12 protein-coding genes are annotated in these 17,197 nt (G+C 65.8%); all 12 read right to left on the bottom strand.

Annotated features, from left to right (window positions below; translation table 11 throughout):
- Positions 1 to 5: 5 nt before the first annotated feature.
- Positions 6 to 1,145, bottom strand: coding sequence for an ABC transporter ATP-binding protein (locus tag CI41S_RS40180; RefSeq protein ID WP_139482141.1), 1,140 nt, complete (start codon positions 1,143 to 1,145; stop codon positions 6 to 8).
- The gene (glpD, locus tag CI41S_RS40185) at positions 1,142 to 2,686 is read right to left on the bottom strand and encodes a glycerol-3-phosphate dehydrogenase (protein WP_139482142.1); all 1,545 of its coding nucleotides are present in this window, start codon (positions 2,684 to 2,686) and stop codon (positions 1,142 to 1,144) included. Before glpD ends, CI41S_RS40180 begins: the two co-directional genes overlap by 4 nt.
- A 513-nt stretch (positions 2,687 to 3,199) precedes the next feature.
- A complete protein-coding gene (locus CI41S_RS40190; protein ID WP_139481050.1) occupies positions 3,200 to 4,030 on the bottom strand; it encodes a DeoR/GlpR family DNA-binding transcription regulator in 831 nt (276 codons plus the stop codon).
- A 173-nt stretch (positions 4,031 to 4,203) separates the two neighbouring features.
- On the bottom strand, positions 4,204 to 4,398 hold the full coding sequence (locus CI41S_RS40195) for a hypothetical protein (protein ID WP_139481051.1): 195 nt from the start codon (positions 4,396 to 4,398) through the stop codon (positions 4,204 to 4,206).
- 121 nt (positions 4,399 to 4,519) lie between these two features.
- Positions 4,520 to 4,873: an acyl-CoA thioesterase gene (locus CI41S_RS40200; RefSeq protein ID WP_139481262.1), complete on the bottom strand. Its 354-nt coding sequence runs from the start codon at positions 4,871 to 4,873 to the stop codon at positions 4,520 to 4,522.
- Between the two features lie 89 nt (positions 4,874 to 4,962).
- Positions 4,963 to 7,059, bottom strand: a complete 2,097-nt coding sequence (locus CI41S_RS40205) for a 3-hydroxyacyl-CoA dehydrogenase NAD-binding domain-containing protein (RefSeq protein WP_139864504.1) — start codon at positions 7,057 to 7,059, stop codon at positions 4,963 to 4,965.
- A gap of 2 nt (positions 7,060 to 7,061) precedes the next feature.
- Positions 7,062 to 8,345, bottom strand: coding sequence for an acetyl-CoA C-acetyltransferase (locus CI41S_RS40210; RefSeq protein WP_139864505.1), 1,284 nt, complete (start codon positions 8,343 to 8,345; stop codon positions 7,062 to 7,064).
- Positions 8,345 to 10,612, bottom strand: coding sequence for an acyl-CoA dehydrogenase (locus CI41S_RS40215; RefSeq protein ID WP_172628384.1), 2,268 nt, complete (start codon positions 10,610 to 10,612; stop codon positions 8,345 to 8,347). Before CI41S_RS40215 ends, CI41S_RS40210 begins: the two co-directional genes overlap by 1 nt.
- Before the next feature lie 316 nt (positions 10,613 to 10,928).
- Positions 10,929 to 12,149: an SMP-30/gluconolactonase/LRE family protein gene (locus CI41S_RS40220; RefSeq protein ID WP_139864507.1), complete on the bottom strand. Its 1,221-nt coding sequence runs from the start codon at positions 12,147 to 12,149 to the stop codon at positions 10,929 to 10,931.
- A gap of 401 nt (positions 12,150 to 12,550) precedes the next feature.
- Entirely contained in the window at positions 12,551 to 13,174 is a 624-nt protein-coding gene (locus tag CI41S_RS40225; RefSeq protein WP_139864508.1) for a flavin reductase family protein, read from the bottom strand.
- A gap of 133 nt (positions 13,175 to 13,307) precedes the next feature.
- On the bottom strand, positions 13,308 to 13,916 hold the full coding sequence (locus CI41S_RS40230; RefSeq protein WP_139864509.1) for a TetR/AcrR family transcriptional regulator: 609 nt from the start codon (positions 13,914 to 13,916) through the stop codon (positions 13,308 to 13,310).
- A 22-nt stretch (positions 13,917 to 13,938) separates the two neighbouring features.
- The gene (locus CI41S_RS40235) at positions 13,939 to 17,079 is read right to left on the bottom strand and encodes an efflux RND transporter permease subunit (RefSeq protein WP_139864510.1); all 3,141 of its coding nucleotides are present in this window, start codon (positions 17,077 to 17,079) and stop codon (positions 13,939 to 13,941) included.
- Positions 17,080 to 17,197 lie beyond the last annotated feature (118 nt).

The following is a 17,197-nucleotide window of genomic DNA, read 5'->3' on the forward strand; positions in this document are numbered from 1 at the left end:
CTCCCTCACTTGCTCTGCTTGATCGGCGCGTTCGCTTCACGCGAACCGCCGCGCACTTCGCTTGAAAACGCTGTTGCAGGCGACGCGACCAGGCGGTCGGACGCGTCGAACACGAAGATATTGTCGGGATCGAGCGCGGCGTCCAGCATCTGCCCCGGCTCGTACTCGTGCACGCCGTGCAGCACCGCGACCCAATTCGATCCATGGACATGCAAATGCACAAAGCTCTCCGAGCCGGTGATCTCGGTCACCGTCACGGCGGCGGAGAATTTGTGGCGTCCCGCGGCGGCGCTGCCGACCTCGAGCTGATGCGCGCGAAAACCGACGCGGTAGGTGCCGTTGGGCAAATTGGCATAGAGGCCGGCCGCCGGGGCCTGCTCGCCGCCGCCGTAAGTCACCTGCCCGCCCTTCTTCTCGATGCCGATGATGTTGAGCGGCGGATCGGAGAACACCTGCGCGACCCGCAGCGTGTCGGGGTGGCGGTAGACCTTTGGCGTCGCGCCGACCTGCAGCGCCTTGCCCTCCCACATGCACACGGTGTCGCCGCCGAGCAGCAGCGCTTCGGAGGGCTCGGTGGTGGCGTAGACGAAGATCGCCCCCGACGCCTCGAAGATGCGCGGCAGCTCGGTGCGCAATTCCTCGCGCAGCTTGTAGTCGAGATTGGCGAGCGGCTCGTCGAGCAGCACGAGGTCGGCGCCCTTGACCAGCGCCCGCGCGATCGCCGTGCGCTGCTGCTGGCCGCCGGAGAGTTGCAGCGGCGTGCGCTTCAGGAACGGCTCGAGCCGCAGCAGATGGGCGGCTTCCGCGACGCGCTGCTCGATCTCGGCGCGCGGCTTGCCCTGCACCCGCAGCGGCGAGGCGATGTTCTCGTAGACCGTCAGCGAGGGATAGTTGATGAACTGCTGGTAGACCATCGCAACCGAGCGCTGCCGCACGTCGGCGCCGGTGACGTCCTTGCCGTCGACCAGCACGCGCCCGGTGGCCGGCTTGTCGAGGCCGGCAAGCAGCCGCATGATCGAAGTCTTGCCCGACAGCGTCGGCCCGAGCAGCACGCTGAGCGTGCCACGCTCCAGCGTCAGCGAGACATCGCGGATGGTCGGAATGCCATCCACGGTCCGCGTGACGTTTTGCAGCGCGACGCTCATGTCCGTCCTCCCGCTTCGCGAAGGGGACGTTCACCCGAGACGCGGTTGGCGGCCATCCACTCGTCGAGCGCGGCGATTTCACTCGCCGTCATCCGCAGGCCCAGCTTGGATCGTCGCCAGACGACGTCTTCCGCGGTCCGCGCCCACTCGTTGGCCATCAGGTACCTGACTTCGCTCTCCGTCAAGGTGGCGCCGAAGGCGCGGCCGAGATCATCGGCCGATGCTGCATTGCCCAGCAGTTTTGTGGCGCGCGTGCCGTACGCATGCGCGAGGCGATTGGCGTGCGGCTGCGCGAGGAACGGATAGCTGCGCACGAGTTCAGCCGACAGCGCCGTGACCGCGGAGACATCCATGTCGCCGCCGGGCAGCGGCGCCTTGCCGGTCCAGCCTTCCTTGGCCTTCGCGCTGCGCAGATAGGGCGCCAGCCGCTCCAGCGCCTCTTCGGCGAGCCGGCGATAGGTCGTGATCTTGCCGCCATAGATCGACAGCAGCGGAGCACCGCCGGGCGTGTCGAGTTCGAACACATAGTCGCGGGTCGCGGCCTTGGCTTCGCTGGCGCCGTCGTCATACAGCGGTCGCACGCCGGAATAGTCCCAGACCACGTCCTCGGGCTTCACCGGCTTGGCGAGGTATTCGCTGGCGGAGGCGCAGAGATAGGCGATCTCCTCGGCCGTCGCCTTCACCTTGGCCGGGTCGCCGTCATAGTCGCGGTCGGTGGTGCCGATCAGCGAGAAATCGCCCTGATAGGGGATGACGAAGATGATGCGGCCGTCGGCATTCTGGAAAATGTAGGCGCGGTCGTGGTCGTAGAGCTTCTTCACCACGATGTGCGAGCCCTGCACCAGCCGCACCTTTGCGCGCGCATTGACGCCGGCGCCGGACGACAGCACCTGCTCGACCCAGGGACCGCCGGCATTGACCAAGACGCGCGACTTGATGGTCTCGCGCACACCGCTGTCGCGGTCCTCGACCGTGACGTGCCAGACGCCGTCGACCTGCCTGATCTCGACTGCGCGGGTGCGGGTGCGGATCTCGGCGCCGCGATCGGCGGCATCGCGCGCGGTCAGCGCGACCAGCCGCGCGTCGTCGACGAAGCAGTCGGAATACTCAAAGCCCTTGCTGTAGCGGCCCGGGATCAGCGGCTTGCCGACCGCGTCCCGCGTGAGATCCAGCGAGCGCGTCGCCGGCAGCAGATGGCGGCCGCCGATGTGGTCGTACAGGAACAGGCCGAGCCGCAGCAGCCAGGCCGGACGCAGGCCGGCGTGATGCGGCAAAACGAAGCGCAAGGGGCGGATGATGTGGGGCGCGATCTGCCAGAGGATTTCGCGCTCGATCAGCGCCTCGCGCACCAGACGAAACTCGTAATATTCGAGGTAGCGCAGTCCGCCATGCACGAGCTTGGTCGACCAGGACGACGTCCCGCTCGCCAAGTCATTCATTTCACAAAGGAAAACAGAGTTGCCCCGGCCCGCCGCATCGCGCGCGATGCCGCAGCCATTCACACCGCCTCCAATGATGGCGAGGTCGTAAATTCGATCCAAGAACGCTTCCCCGGCAAACCGTCTTCGCTTTGGCGGTCTTACTTTCGGATTGCATTAGATCACAACCAAAAACGAAAGCAAACCGAAAATGGGAACCTTGCGCTGGGGATTTTTTAGGCAAGTGCCTTCGGTCGGGTTAGGTGGCCATTGCCGGACCCGTCACCCTGAGGTACGCGCCTAGCGGCGCAATTTGCGCCGCTAGGCGAGCCTCGAAGGGTGCACGGCCCGCGCTGGTGGCCGTCGACCCTTCGAGGGCCGCTGAAGAAGCGGCCACCTCCAGCGACAACGGCGAAGCCGTTGCGCGGGGGTGACGGGTTGGTTTGCTCAACTTGCTCGGTGTCATCACCCGCGCAGGCGGGTGATCCAGTATTCCAGAGGCAGTGGTGATTGATCCGAGAGGCCGCGGCGTACTGGATCGCCCGGTTAAACCGGGCGATGACAGGTGTAGCTGCGGACAAAGCTTCACACACTCTCAGGGTGACGGGTTGATAGTGTGCGTGTGGAGACTTGAGGCTACGCGCTGCGTAGCGTGGCCGGGGCGGGCTCGGCGGCGGTGTCGTCGATGTCGGGTTGCGGCTTGTCCATCGCCACCACCACTTCGATGCCGCGGCTGTGGCAAATGTTGGCAAGGCCGGTCGGCAGCGGCGAGTCGGTGATAAAGGTCTGGATCTGGCTGATATGGGCGATCCGTACCGGCGCGCTGCGGCGGAGCTTTGTCGCATCCGACACCAGCATGACGTTGCGGGCGTTGGCGATGATCGCCTGTGCGACCTGCACCTCGCGATAGTCGAAATCGAGCAAGGCGCCCTCCTCGTCGATCGCGGAGGCGCCGATGATGGCGTAGTCGACCTTGAACTGGCCGATCAATTGCGTCGCGGTCGAGCCGACCACGGCGCCGTCGGCGCGTCGCACCGTGCCGCCGGCGACCACCACCTCGATGCGCGGATGGCGATACAGCAGCATCGCGACGTTGAGGTTATTGGTGATGACGAGCAGGTCCTCGTGCGAGGTCAGCGCGCTCGCGACTTCCTCCGTCGTGGTGCCGATGTTGATGAACAGGGAGCAGCCGTTCGGGATCCGCGCCGCGGCGGCGGCGCCGATCGCCTTCTTCTCCTCGGCGGCGACGAATCGGCGGGCCTCATAGGCAAGATTTTCCACGCCGGAGGCGATGATCGCGCCGCCGTGGATGCGGGTCAGCGAGCGCTGGTCGCAGAGATCGTTGAGGTCCTTGCGAATCGTCTGCGCCGAGACCTCGAAACGCTTTGCCAGATCCTCCACCATGACCCGGCCGAACGCGCGTGCGATGTTAAGGATCTCGGTCTGGCGATGGGAAAGTCCGGCCACGGTGGCACCCTTGAAGCGGCGAGTCGCCCATGCTGCGACTGTTCGGCGCAGAGGTCAACGATCGCGCTTCTGTCATTCCGGGATGCTGCGCAGCACCAGACCTCAGGTGCGCGATTGCGCACCGGGGAATTCCGGGTTCGATGCTATCGCATCGCCCCGGAACGACATCTCTCCTACGACGCCATCTGCAAGGTCTGGCCGGTCACGAGACGGCGTGCGGCGCGTTCGGCTTCGCGGGCGTTGCGGAAAATCTGGCCCTCGAGGGGGGCGAAACGGTGCGACGCAGCAAAGAACCGGTAACCACTGATATCTCGCACCACGATACCCGCGGTCTGCGAACTCACTTCGATCACGTAGCTATCAGACATAGTCGGCCTCTGTTTGATTCCGGGCCGACAACGGGGTTGCTGGCGGTTTGTTCCTCGCGCCCGCGCCTTGTTTGAGCATGATCTTTTCGGAAAACCGCTTCGCACTTTTCCGGATCATGCTTTAGGTCGTGATCGTCGCACCGTCGCGCTGGATCGGCTGCGGCTGGCCGTGTTCGTCGATCGAAACATAGGTAAAATTGCCGTCAGTCACCAAAATGGCTTGCTGCGCGCGGCGGCGCAGCACCCAGGCTTCGAGATGCACCGTGATCGAGGTGCGGCCAAGCCGCACCAGCGTGGCGTGCACCGAGACCAGATCGCCGACATAGACGGGCTTGCGGAAGTTCATCGCATCGATCGCGACCGTCACGGTGCGCGACTTCGCGACCTTGGAGGCGAACACGCCGCCGCCGACATCCATCTGGCTGAGCAGCCAGCCGCCGAAGATGTCACCATTGGCATTGGTGTCGGCCGGCATCGCCAGCGTGCGGATGCAGAGATCGCCCTGCGGCTCGGCGTCGGTGGAGAGCGGCGGGTGAGCATGGACGTCGGTCGTTTGCGAGTCGGTCACTTGAAAGCCTCCCAGCCGGGATCGGGCGCAAATCGTCCGCCGAACTTGCGCATCAGCGTCTGCATGGTCGACACCACATTGTCGACGCCGCGGCTGCGCGCGTAGTTGAGCGGGCCGCCACGGAACGGCGCATAGCCGGTGCCGAAGATCATCGCGCCGTCGACCATGTCGGCGTTGTCGACGATGCCTTCGCGCAGCGCGGCGACGCAGACATTGGAGATCGGCAGCACCAGGCGGTCGATCATCTCGTCGGTCACCTTGGGGCCGGTCTCCGGCAGCGGCGCTTTCTCCGCCTTGCCGTCCTTCCAGGTGTAGAAGCCCTTGCCGGTCTTGCGGCCGAGCTCGCCTTTGGCGACCTTGTCGCGCAGCCAGGCCGGCGTCGGCGGCAGCGCATCGCCGAACTTCGAGCGCAGCATGTCGCCAACGTCGAGGCAGATATCGAGGCCGACCTGGTCGGCGAGCTCGATCGGGCCCATCGGCATGCCGAACTGCACGGCCGCCGCGTCGATCAGGCGCTGGTCGGTCTTCTCGTCCAGCATCATCATCGCTTCCAGCATGTAGGGCGTCAGCGCGCGGTTGACGAGAAAGCCCGGCGAGCTCTTAACCGGCAGCGGCAGGCGGTCGATCGCGCCGACGAAGGCCAGCGCCTCCTTCAATAGCGTCGCTTCGGTGCCGTCGTGCTTGACGACCTCGACGAGTTGCAGCCGCGACACCGGATTGAAGAAATGCAGGCCGAGCAGCCGCTCCGGCCGGGCAAGCGTGGTGCGCAAATCCTGCAGCGGGATGCTGGAAGTGTTGGTGGCGAGGATCGCGCCCGGCTTCATCCGCGGCTCGAGCGAGGCATAGACCTTCTGCTTCAGCTCGAGCTTCTCCGGCACCGCCTCAATGATCAGGTCGGCGTTGCGGACGCCCTCGCCGTCCATGTCGGGGACCAGGCGGTCGAGCGCGTCGCGCTGGTCGATCTTCTTGCGCTTGATCTTGCCGAACAGCTCGGAGGCCCGCTTCATCACGCCGGCGATCGGCTCGGCCTTCATGTCGGCCAAGGTCACCCGCATGTCCTGGTTGGCGCACCAGGCCGCGATGTCGCCGCCCATCGCGCCGGCGCCGATGACATGGACGTGCTGCACCTTGTTGCCGGGGCCGGCGGCCTTCTTCATCTGCTCGCGCAGGAAGAAGACGCGGATCAAATTCTGCGCTGATGGCGTCACCATCAAATTGGCGAACGAGGCCTTCTCCGCGTTCAGCATCGTCGCGCGGTTGCCGGCATGCTTCTCCCAGAGATCGATCAGCGCGTAGGGCGCCGGATAATGCGCGTGCGGCGCCGCCTTCTCGGCCTCGCGGCGCATTCGGGAGGCGAGAAAGCCTCTGGCGGCGCCGAGATTGAGCAGCTTGTTGAGCGCGCCGGGTCTCGTGCGCTTGAGCCGGCCGAACACCGCGTCCTTGACCGCATTGCGGACGTGGCGCTCCTGCGTCACGGCATCGACCAGGCCGAGCGCCTTGGCGCGGCGGGCGTCGATGGTCCGGCCGGTCAGCATCAGGGTCATCGCCTGCAGCGGGTTGACCAGCTCGGTGAAGCGCACGGTGCCGCCGAGCCCGGGATGCAGGCCGAGCATCACCTCGGGAAAGCCGAACCGCGCGTCGTCGATCGCGATCCGCATCTGGCAGGCGAGCGCGACCTCGAGGCCGCCGCCGAGGCAGAAGCCGTGGATCACCGCGACCGACGGCACGCGCAGCGCCTCGAGCCGGTCGATCACCGCATGCGCGCGGCCGATCTCGGTCTCGACCGCACGCGGATCGCTGGCGCCGCGGAATTCGTTGACATCGGCGCCGGCGATGAAGCCGCTTTTTTTCGCCGAGCGGATCACGAGCCCGGTCGGCCGCTGGCTCTCCAGCGCGGTGACAACAGCGTCGAGCTCTTCCAGCAGATCGGCCGACAGCGTGTTGGCGCTGGCCCCGGCGCGATCGAACAGCAGCCAGGCGATGCCGTCCTCGTCGCGGGTCAGCTTGAAATTCTTGTACGGGCTGTCGGCAGCCGGCGCCGGCCCGAGCTCGAGCACGCGGTCGGCGAGAAGGTCCATGATCCGAGAATCCATGATCACACCATCTCAATCAACATCGCGCCGCCCTGCCCGCCGCCGATACATTCGGTGGCGACGCCGCGCCTGGTGCCGAGCCGCTTCATCGCGTTGACCAGATGCAGCACGATGCGGTTGCCGCTGGTGCCGACGGGATGACCGAGGCTGATCGCCCCGCCGTCGACGTTGAGTTTTGCGCGGTCGATCTCGCCGGCGGCGCCGTCGAGGCCGAGAATCTCGCGGCAGAATTTGTCGTCGTTCCAGGCGGCGAGGCAGCCGAGCACCTGGGTGGCGAACGCCTCGTTCAGCTCCCAGGTCTCGACGTCCTGCAAGGTCAAGTCATTACGCTTCAGCAGCGCGCTCGCCGACAGCACCGGACCGAGCCCCATAATCGACGGATCGAGCGCCGACCACTGGCTGTCGAGAATGACGGCCTTCGGCGTCAAGGCGTGCTTGGCCACCGCCTTCTCGGACGCGAGGATCACCCAGGAGGCGCCGTCGGTGATCTGCGAGGAATTGCCGGCGGTGACCTGGCCCCAGGGGCGCTCGAACACCGGCCTCAGTTTTGCGAGCGTCTCCGGCGTCGAGTCGGGGCGGACGCCGTCGTCATGATCGTAGAACTTGCCGTCGCGAGAGAACGCGGTCTCGACCTCGCCCTTGAGAAAACCCTGCTTCTGCGCATTCGCCAGCCGCTGGTGGCTTTCGGCGGCATAGGCGTCGGACTGGGCGCGGGTGATACCGAAGAGATGGCCGACCTTCTCGGCGGTTTGCCCCATGTTGAGCTCGGTGATCGGATCGGTCAGCCCGCGCTCGAGCCCGATGATCGGTTTGAGATAGCTCGGCTTGACCTTCAGCGCCGCCATGATCTTGGCGCCGATGCCCTTGGCGCCGGCAAGGCCCGCGAACCAGCGCACGCCGGAATTCGGCCACACCAGCGGCGCGTGGCTCAACGCCTCGGCGCCGCCGGCGAGGATGAGGTCGGAAATGCCCTCGCGGATATAGCGATAGCCGGTGTCGATCGACTGCATGCCGGAGCCGCAATTGATCTGCACCGTGAAGGCGACCATCTGCTCGCCCATGCCGAGCCTGAGCGCCGCGACGCGGGCCGGATTCATCTCGTCGGCGATGACGTTGACGCAGCCGAGGATCACCTGGTCGAAGGCGGTGGGCGCGAACGGCTGGCGCGCCAACAGCGGCCGGCCGCATTGCACGGCGAGATCGACCGGGGTGAACGGGCCGGGACCGGAGCGCGCCTTCAGGAACGGCGTCCTGCTGCCGTCGACGATAAAGACCGGTCGCGCCATCAGCTCGCCGCCCTCTGCTCACCAAGCTCCTGGAAGAACTGATGCACGTCGGCGGATTTCTTGTAAATCGGGGACAGCGCCTCGGGCGCAAAATCATCGACCTCGATGACTTTTGTGACGGCTTCATGAGCGGCCGCGAGTCTGGCGCCGTCGCTCTCGGTGATGACGCCCTTCTTGACTGCCTCTTTCCAGTCATGGATGCGCGCCGCACGCAGCTGCTTGGCGGCATCCTCGGCCTCGTGCACGAGGCGGAAGGCCTTCTCCAGCCGCGCGATGCCGCCGTCATCGTCGACAAAGGCGAGATCGGGCGTCAGGCGATCGCGCGCCGCCGATGGCGACAGCACGAGCTGCGCGCATTGATGCACGACACGATCCGACGGTCCGACGACGCGTGCGCCGAATGGCTGGACCAGGAATTTCAGGATGATCGCGACGAAGCGGTTGGGCAGATTGGCGAGGATTTCCGCAAAGCGGTTCTCGATGGTCTTGAAACCGGTCGCCATGCACCATTCCAGCGCCGGCAGATCCTCCTTCTGCCGGCCCTCGTCCTGCCAGCGCTTCAGCACAGCAGAGAGCAGATAGAGCTCAGAGAGAATGTCGCCGAAGCGGGCGGAGAGCATCTCCTTGCGCTTCAGCGCGCCGCCGAGCGTGAGCAGCGCCATGTCGGCGCACAGCGCGAAGGCCGACGAATAGCGCGACAGCTGGCGATAATATTCCGTCGCCTCGCCGGCATCGGGCGCCGGCGCGAACAGGCCAAAGGTCCAGCTGCGGCCCCAGGCGCGGAACATGGTCGCAAGACTGTGGCCGACATGCTTCCAGAACGCGGTGTCGAACGCGGTCAGCCCCTTCTCGCGATCGGTGTCGCCGAGCGCATTCATCTCCTGCAGCAGGTAGGGATGGGCGCGGATCGCGCCCTGCCCGAACACGATCAGGTTGCGGGTGAGGATGTTGGCGCCTTCGACCGTGATGCCGACCGGCACCGAGCGGTAGAGGTTGCCGAGATAGTTTTGCGGCCCGTCGATCACGGCCTTGCCGCCATGGATGTCCATGGCGTCGTCGATCGCGATCCGCATCCGCTCGGTGGCGTGCAGCTTCATGATGCCGGAGATGACGGCGGGATGATGCCCCTCGTTCAGCGCGGCGCAGGTCAGTCGCCGCGCGGCGTCGAGCAGGTAGGCGGTGCCGGCAATGCGCGCCAGCGGCTCCTCGATGCCCTCGAACTTGGAGATCGAGATGCCGAACTGCTCGCGGATGCGGGCATAGGCGCCGGTGGTGCGCGCGGCATAGGCGGCGCCGGCGGCCGACAGCGACGGCAGCGAAATGCCGCGGCCGGCGGCGAGCGCGGTCATCAGCATCTTCCAGCCCTGGCCGAGCCGCTCTTGGCCGCCGATGATGTAGTCGAGCGGGATGAAGACGTCGCGACCCCAATTCGGGCCATTCTGGAACACCTGCATCGCGGGCAGATGGCGGTGGCCGATCGAGACGCCAGGCAGATGGGTCGGGATCAGCGCCACCGTGATGCCGAGCTCTTCTTCCTGGCCGACCAGATGATCGGGATCATAGGCCTTGAAGGCGAGGCCGAGCAGCGTTGCGACCGGGCCGAGCGTGATGTAGCGCTTGTGCCAGTTCAGCCTCAGGCCGATCACCTCACGGCCTTCGAACATTCCCTTGCAGATGATGCCGGTGTCGACCATCGAGGCAGCGTCCGAGCCGGCCTCGGGGCTGGTCAGGCCGAAGCAGGGAATGTCGCGGCCGTCGGCGAGGCGCGGCAGCCATTTCTCCTGCTGCTCCCTGGTGCCGAAGCGCATCAGCAGTTCGCCCGGCCCGAGTGAGTTCGGCACCATCACGGTGACGGCCGCGGTCAGCGAGCGCGAGGAGATTTTGCGCACCACTTCCGAATGCGCATAGGGCGAGAAGCCGAGGCCGCCGAACTCCTTCGGGATGATCATGCCGAAGAATTTGTTCGCCTTGATGAAGGACCAGACCTCGGGCGGCAGGTCGCGCCATTCCCAATTGATCTTCCACTCGTCGAGCATCTTGCAGAGCTCGTCGACCGGGCCGTGCAGGAAGGCGTGCTCCTCGTCGGTCAGCTTGGCCGGCGCATAGGCGAGGAATTTCGGCCAGTCGGGATTGCCGGTGAAGAGATCGGCATCCCACCAGACGTCGCCGGCCTCCAGCGCCTCGCGCTCGGTGTCCGACATCGTCGGCAGCACGCCACGCGCCCAGGAGAAGATCGGTTTTGTAATATTGTCGCGGCGGAAGCTCATGGCGGTCCTCATGAAACGGCAGCGCGGATAGCTGATCTTATCGGAAAGTGCCGTTCACCGGTGAACACTTCGCTGTTCAAATAAAGCGAAATTGACGCGGCCAGCACGCCGTTCGTTAACGGCGCGCCGCGCGTCGGGTTCCGAAAACCGAGGTGCGGCAATCAGGTAGCGGGGGGTGCGCGGTGCTCACCTCTCCCATTGGGAGAGGTCGGCGCGGAGCGCCGGGTGAGGGGTTATGGTCTCTCGTTGGAGCCGCGGCCCCTCACCGATTTGCTGCGCAAATCGACCTCTCCCCGCTGGGGAGAGGTGACGCAAGTCAGCCCGGTCCGGCGCCCTGGGTGGCCAGGTAGACCGCGTAGAGCGACTGGCTGGCGGCCATGAACAGGCGGTTGCGCTTGGGGCCGCCGAAGGTGATGTTGCCGCAGACCTCCGGCAGGCGGATGCGGCCGAGCAGCTTGCCGTCCGGCGACCACACCGTCACGCCGCTGTAGCCGACGGCGCGGCCGGCATTGCTGGAGCACCAGACATTGCCGTTGACGTCGCAGCGGATGCCGTCGGGTCCGCACTTCACGCCGTCGATCATGAAATCGCTGAAGCGCTTGCCGTTCGAGAGCTTGTTGTCGGCGCCGACATCGAACACGAAGACGTCGCCCTTGCCGCCCGGACCGCTGTCGCCTGGCCCCTTGCCGGTCGAGACCACGTAGAGCTTCTTGTAATCCGGCGAGAAGCAGAGGCCGTTCGGGTCAGGCACCTGGTCCTCGGTCACCACGAGATCGACGCGGCCGGAGGGATCGATGCGGTAGCAGTTGGTCGGCAGCTCGCGCTTGCCCGGTACGAAGCCCGCCGGCTGGCCGATCCGCGGATTGAGCTTGCCGGCGGGGTTGCTCGGGCCGCTCGCGGCGTCGGGCTCACCCTCGTAGAGCTGGCCGCCATAGGGCGGATCGGTGAACCAGTAGCTGCCGTCGGGATGCGCGACGATATCGTTCGGCGAGTTCAGGCGCTTGCCATTGTAGGAATCGGCGAGCACCGTCGCGGTGCCGTCGTGCTCGTAGCGCGTCACGCGGCGGGTCAGATGTTCGCAGGACAGCTGGCGGCCCTGGAAGTCGAACGAGTTGCCGTTCGAGTTGTTGGACGGCGTGCGGAACACGCTGACATGGCCGTCATCTTCCGACCAGCGCGTCTGCCGGTTGTTGGGGATGTCGCTCCACAGGAGATAGCGGCCCTGCGAGCTCCAGGCCGGCCCCTCGGCCCAGAGCAGTCCCGTGTAGAGACGCTTGATCGAGGTGTTCGGCTGGGCGAGGTCGTTGAAGGACGGATCGACCGCGATGACGTCGGGGTCCCAGAAGTAGGTGGTCGGCGCCCCGCGCGGGCTGAAGTCGCGCGGCGGGCTGGTGATCGTGGTCGGCGGTCCGACCGGGGCGGCGTTCTGGGCCAGTGCGCTGCCGATACCCGTTGCGCCGGCGGCTGCGGTGACCGCAAGACCCTGGACAAGCGTTCGTCGTGAAACGTTTGGATCGCGCTTCTGTTGGCGTGTCATCGCATCCTCCCACTGGGTTGACCGGCCGTTGATCCGGCCTGGCGGGTGGAGGTTAGACTGCTCCCGGCGAGGTTGCGAGTGACGGTTTTTCATGCCTGCGCGCGAAAAGGTCACGGCGCTGCGTGCGCGCTCTTCACCGCGTCGTTGCGAGCGAAGCGAAGCAATCCATCTATCCCGCGCGTGGATGGATGGATTGCTTCGTCGCTTCGCTCCTCGCAATGACGGCGCGCGGGCTGGCGCCTTCACCTCTCCCCGCTTGCGGGGAGAGGTCGGAGCGCATCGGCAGATGCGTTCCCGGGTGAGGGGGTACAGGTCTCACTGCGTTCACGACTCGCGGAGGCGGCCCCTCACCCCGCCCTCTCCCCGTGAAGAACGGGGAGAGGGAGACGATAGAGCGCGGCTCAATCCGGCCGGATCATCTCGAACATGTTTTCCGGCTTGATCTCGAAATAATCGCCTCGGCGGCCGGCGCGGACGATCGGGTGGGTGAGCGCGGTCTGGTAGACGCCGTCCTTGATGAAGGCCTTGTCGATATAGACGGCGACGACCTCGCCGAGCGTCAGCCAGGCTTCCGCCTTCTTGCCGTCGGCGCCCTGCAGCTGGACGATCTGGCTGACCTTGCACTCGAACGACACCGGGCTCTCGGCGACGCGCGGCACGTTGACGAGCTTGCCGGGGAGCTGCGTGAGGCCCGCCAGCTTGAACTCGTCGACGTCGCGGGCGACATGCGCCGCCGTCGCGTTCATGTGCTTGGCGAGATCCATCGTCGCCAGATTCCAGACGAACTCGCCGGTCTCCTGGATGTTGGCGACGCTGTCCTTCCAGTTGGTCGAGGAGAAGCCGATGATCGGCGGCACGTAGCAGAAGGCGTTGAAGAAGCTGTAGGGCGCAAGGTTGACGTTGCCGTCGGGGTCGCGCGAGGAGATCCAGCCGATCGGGCGCGGCGCGACGATGGCATTGAACGGGTCGTGCTTCAGGCCGTGGCCGTACTTCGGCTCGTAGAAATGCAGGTCTTTCGCGGTCACGGCTGGAGCCTCCTCGTCATTCCGGGATGGTGCGCTAGCACCAGACCCGGAATCTCGAGATTCCGGGTTCGATGCTACGCATCGCCCCGGAATGACGGGCAAGTCAACTGACGAGTGCGTTAGTATATGGGGGTCAGTTGGGCCGGGTGCGCGGCGACAGGCCGGCGATGACGAAATCGATCATTTCGTCGATGGTCGGGCCCGGCTTGGTGGCGCACTGGGCGATCATCTGCGGGTGGAAGAAGCGCATCATCGCGGTGCAGGCGCACAGCGAGGCGAGCTGCAGGTCCTTGACCTCGAATTCGCCGGTGGCCGCGCCGTGCGCGATCACCTCGCCGATGACGCCCGCGATCATCTCCATGTGGGCGACGCAGACGTCCCAGTCCTCCTGCATCGCGATCTCGACCATCTCGTGCAGCTTGTTGTCACCGACATAGCGCTCGGTGTTCATGCGATTGACGGTCGTCATCACCTCGCGCAGGCGAACCACCGCCGGGCCGGGCGTCCGGGCAATGCGTTGCGCCTCGAGCTCGACCTCGCCCATCAGCCGCCGGGCCACGCCCTCGTGGATCGACTTCTTCGAATCGAAGAAGCGGTACACGTTGGCGGGGCTCATCCGCAGCTCTTTGGCGATGTCGGCCACCGTGGTCTTCAGGTAGCCGATCTGCCGGAACAAACGCTCCGCCACCACGAGAATCCGTTCGCGGGTATCGGTTTCGGTATGTTCCGAGATGAGCGTCATGTTTGGCCTACTCAATCTTCAATTATTCGGCCGCCTCAGCAAGCGGAATTGCACGTTGCGCATTCCCGGCATGCTGCGGCGCAGTATCGGCTTGCTCGCTGGGACCGCACTCGTCCAGGGTCTTGCGGAACCAGAGGGCGTAAAGGCCCGGCAAATACAGCAAGGTCAGGAAAGTCGCAACAAACAATCCACCCATGATGGTGATCGCCATCGGGCCCCAGAACGCGGAGCGGGACAGCGGGATCATGGCCAGGATGGCGGCAAGCGCGGTCAGCACCACCGGCCGGGCGCGCCGGACGGTGGCTTCGATGATCGCCTCGCGCCGGGTCAGGCCACTCGCCACATCGCTCTCGATCTGGTCGACCAGGATCACCGCGTTGCGCATGATCATGCCGGCCAGCGCGATCAGGCCGAGCAGCGCCACGAAGCCGAACGGCTGGTTGGCGACGTTGAGCCCGAGCGAAGCGCCGACGATGCCGAGCGGCGCGGTCAGGAACACCAGGAACAGGCGCGAGAAGCTCTGCAGCTGGATCATCAGGAGCGTCAGCATCACCATCACCATCACGGGGAAGAGGATGAAGATCGACGCATTGCCCTTGGCGGATTCCTCGAACGCTCCGCCCGGCTCGATCCGGTAGGCCGGCTCGAGATGGGCCTGGATGTCCTTCAGCTTCGGCGCGATCTGGTTGGTGACGTCGGGCGCCTGCACGCCGTCGACGACGTCGGAGCGCACCGTGATCGCCATGTCGCGGTTGCGCCGCCACAGGATCGGCTCCTCGTGGGCATATTCGAGCTTGGCGATCTGCTGCAGCGGCACCGCCACGCCGTTGCGCGAGGTGATGGTGAGATCGCCGACGCGGCCGAGATCGAGCCGCTCGGCCGGCACGGCGCGGGCGACCACGCCGACCTTTTCGATGCCGTCGCGGATCGTGGTGACCGGCGCGCCCGTGATCAGCATCGACAGCGCCTGCGAGACGTCCTGCGGGGTGAGGCCGAGGGCGCGTGCCCGATCCTGGTCGACGACCAGCTTCAGGTAGGGCGACTGCTCGTTCCAGTCGAGCTGGACGTCCTTGACGCTGGGGTTCTGGCGCATGATCTCGCGCACCTGGTAGGCGATGTCGCGCACCTTGTTGGCGTCGGGGCCGATCACGCGGAACTGGACCGGGAAGCCGACCGGCGGGCCGAAATTGAAGCGGTCGACGCGGACCCGCGCCTCGTTCAGCATGCCGTCAGCGGCCGCCTGCTCGATCTTCGCCTTGACGCGCTCGCGCGCCTCGACGTTCTTGGCGAGGATCACGATCTCGGCGAAGGCCTCGTTCGGCAGCTGCGGGTTGAGGCCGAGCCAGAAGCGCGGCGAACCCTGGCCGACATAGGCGGTGTAGGTCGCGATGTCCTGGTCGTCCTTGAGCAGGCCCTCGGCCTTCTTCACGGCCTTCTCGGTGACGTTGAAGGCGGTGCCTTCCGGCAGCCGGAGCTGCAGGAACAGTTCGGGACGCTCGGACAGCGGGAAGAACTGCTGCTGGACGTGGCCGAAGCCGACGATCGAGGCGACGAACACGCCGACGGTCGCCGCCACCACCGTGATGCGGTGGTTGACGCACCACTGCACCACGCGGCGCAGGCCGCGATACATCCGCGTATCGTAGATCGCATGCGGGTCGTGGTTCTGGTGCACCTTGATGTTGGGCAGCAGCTTGACGCCGATATAGGGCGTGAAGATCACCGCGACGAACCAGGAGGCGACCAGCGCAATCGCCACGATCCAGAAGATGCCGCCGGCATATTCGCCGACCGCAGAATTGGCAAAACCGATCGGCAGGAAGCCGGCCGCGGTGACCAGCGTGCCGGTCAGCATCGGAAACGCGGTGGATTCCCAGGCAAAGGACGCCGCCTTCATGCGGTCCCAGCCCTGCTCCATCTTCACCACCATCATCTCGACCGCGATGATGGCGTCATCGACCAGAAGGCCGAGCGCGATGATCAGCGCGCCGAGCGTGATGCGGTGCAGGTCGAGCGACATCGCGTTCATCACGATGAAGACGATGCCGAGCACCAGCGGCACCGACAGCGCCACCACGATGCCGGTGCGCCAGCCGAGCGCTATGAAGGAGACGAACAGCACGATCGCCAGCGCTTCGACGAAGGAGTGCACGAACTCGCCGACGGCGTGCTCGACCACCTTGGGCTGGTCGGCGATCTGCTCGATCTCGACACCCTGCGGCACCGCCTTGACGAAGTCGGCGGTGGCCTGCTGCACCTGCTTGCCGAGCTCGAGGATGTTGGCGCCCTTGGCGGTGACGAGGCCGATGCCGAGCGCTGGCTTGCCTTCCTGGCGCACGGTGAAGGTCGGCGGATCGACATAGCCGTGGCTGACGGTGGCGATATCGCCGAGCCGGAATACGCGGCCGTTGCTCTCGACCGGGGTCTCGGCCACCGCCTTGACGCCGTCGAGCGCGCCGGTAACGCGCAGCGGCACGCGCTGCGAGGAGGTTTCCACGGTGCCGGCCGGCGTCACGTTGTTCTGCTTGGCGAGCGAATCGAACAGCGCCTGCGGCGTGATGCCGAGCGTCGCCAGCTTGGCGTGGGAGAATTCGACGTAGATGCGCTCGTCCTGGATGCCGTAGAGGTCGACCTTGGTCACGCCCGGCACCTTCAGCAGGCGCTGGCGAAAGCCCTCGGCGACCTTCTTGAGCTGCGCGTAATCGGCGCCGTCGCCGGTCATCATGTAGAGGATCGAATCGACGTCGGAGAATTCGTCGTTGACCACGGGACCTAAGATGCCGGACGGCAGCTGACCCTGCACGTCGACCAGCTTCTTGCGCAGGAGGTAGAAGAGATAGGGCACATCCTTCGGCGGCGTCGAGTCGCGGAAGGTGACCTGCATCGCGGTGAAGCCCGGCTTGGAATAGGTCTGCACCTTCTCGAAGAACGGCAGCTCCTGCAGCTTCTTCTCGATGGGATCGGCAACCTGCATCTGCATTTCCTGCGAGGTCGCGCCCGGCCACATCACCGAGACGTTCACCACCTTGACGGTGAAGAACGGGTCCTCGGCGCGGCCGAGCTTCTCGTAGGAGAAGAAGCCGGCGGCGCCGAGCACGAGCATCAGGAACAGCACCAGCGTCGGATGGCTGACCGCCCAGGCCGAAAGGTTGAAGCGCTTCATCGAACTCTCCAAGTCCAATTCGAAGTCCAATTCGTTTCGACTTCAGCCGTCATTGCGAGCGAAGCGAAGCAATCCATTCTTCCGCTTGCGACGACATGGATTGCTTCGTCGCGGAGCC

Origin of the sequence: Bradyrhizobium ivorense, from assembly GCF_900696085.1 — a bacterium.
Classification (GTDB): Bacteria; Pseudomonadota; Alphaproteobacteria; order Rhizobiales; family Xanthobacteraceae; genus Bradyrhizobium; species Bradyrhizobium ivorense.

Bases quoted from the DNA above. Each gene is read 5' to 3' on its own strand.
- CI41S_RS40180 (WP_139482141.1), bottom strand. From the start codon at position 1,145: ATGAGCGTCGCGCTGCAAAACGTCACGCGGACCGTGGATGGCATTCCG.
- CI41S_RS40195 (WP_139481051.1), bottom strand. From the start codon at position 4,398: ATGTCTGATAGCTACGTGATCGAAGTGAGTTCGCAGACCGCGGGTATC.
- CI41S_RS40200 (WP_139481262.1), bottom strand. From the start codon at position 4,873: ATGCCGGCCGACACCAATGCCAATGGTGACATCTTCGGCGGCTGGCTG.
- CI41S_RS40205 (WP_139864504.1), bottom strand. From the start codon at position 7,059: ATGGATTCTCGGATCATGGACCTTCTCGCCGACCGCGTGCTCGAGCTC.
- CI41S_RS40210 (WP_139864505.1), bottom strand. From the start codon at position 8,345: ATGGCGCGACCGGTCTTTATCGTCGACGGCAGCAGGACGCCGTTCCTG.
- CI41S_RS40215 (WP_172628384.1), bottom strand. From the start codon at position 10,612: ATGAGCTTCCGCCGCGACAATATTACAAAACCGATCTTCTCCTGGGCG.
- CI41S_RS40220 (WP_139864507.1), bottom strand. From the start codon at position 12,149: ATGACACGCCAACAGAAGCGCGATCCAAACGTTTCACGACGAACGCTT.
- CI41S_RS40230 (WP_139864509.1), bottom strand. From the start codon at position 13,916: ATGACGCTCATCTCGGAACATACCGAAACCGATACCCGCGAACGGATT.
- CI41S_RS40235 (WP_139864510.1), bottom strand. From the start codon at position 17,079: ATGAAGCGCTTCAACCTTTCGGCCTGGGCGGTCAGCCATCCGACGCTG.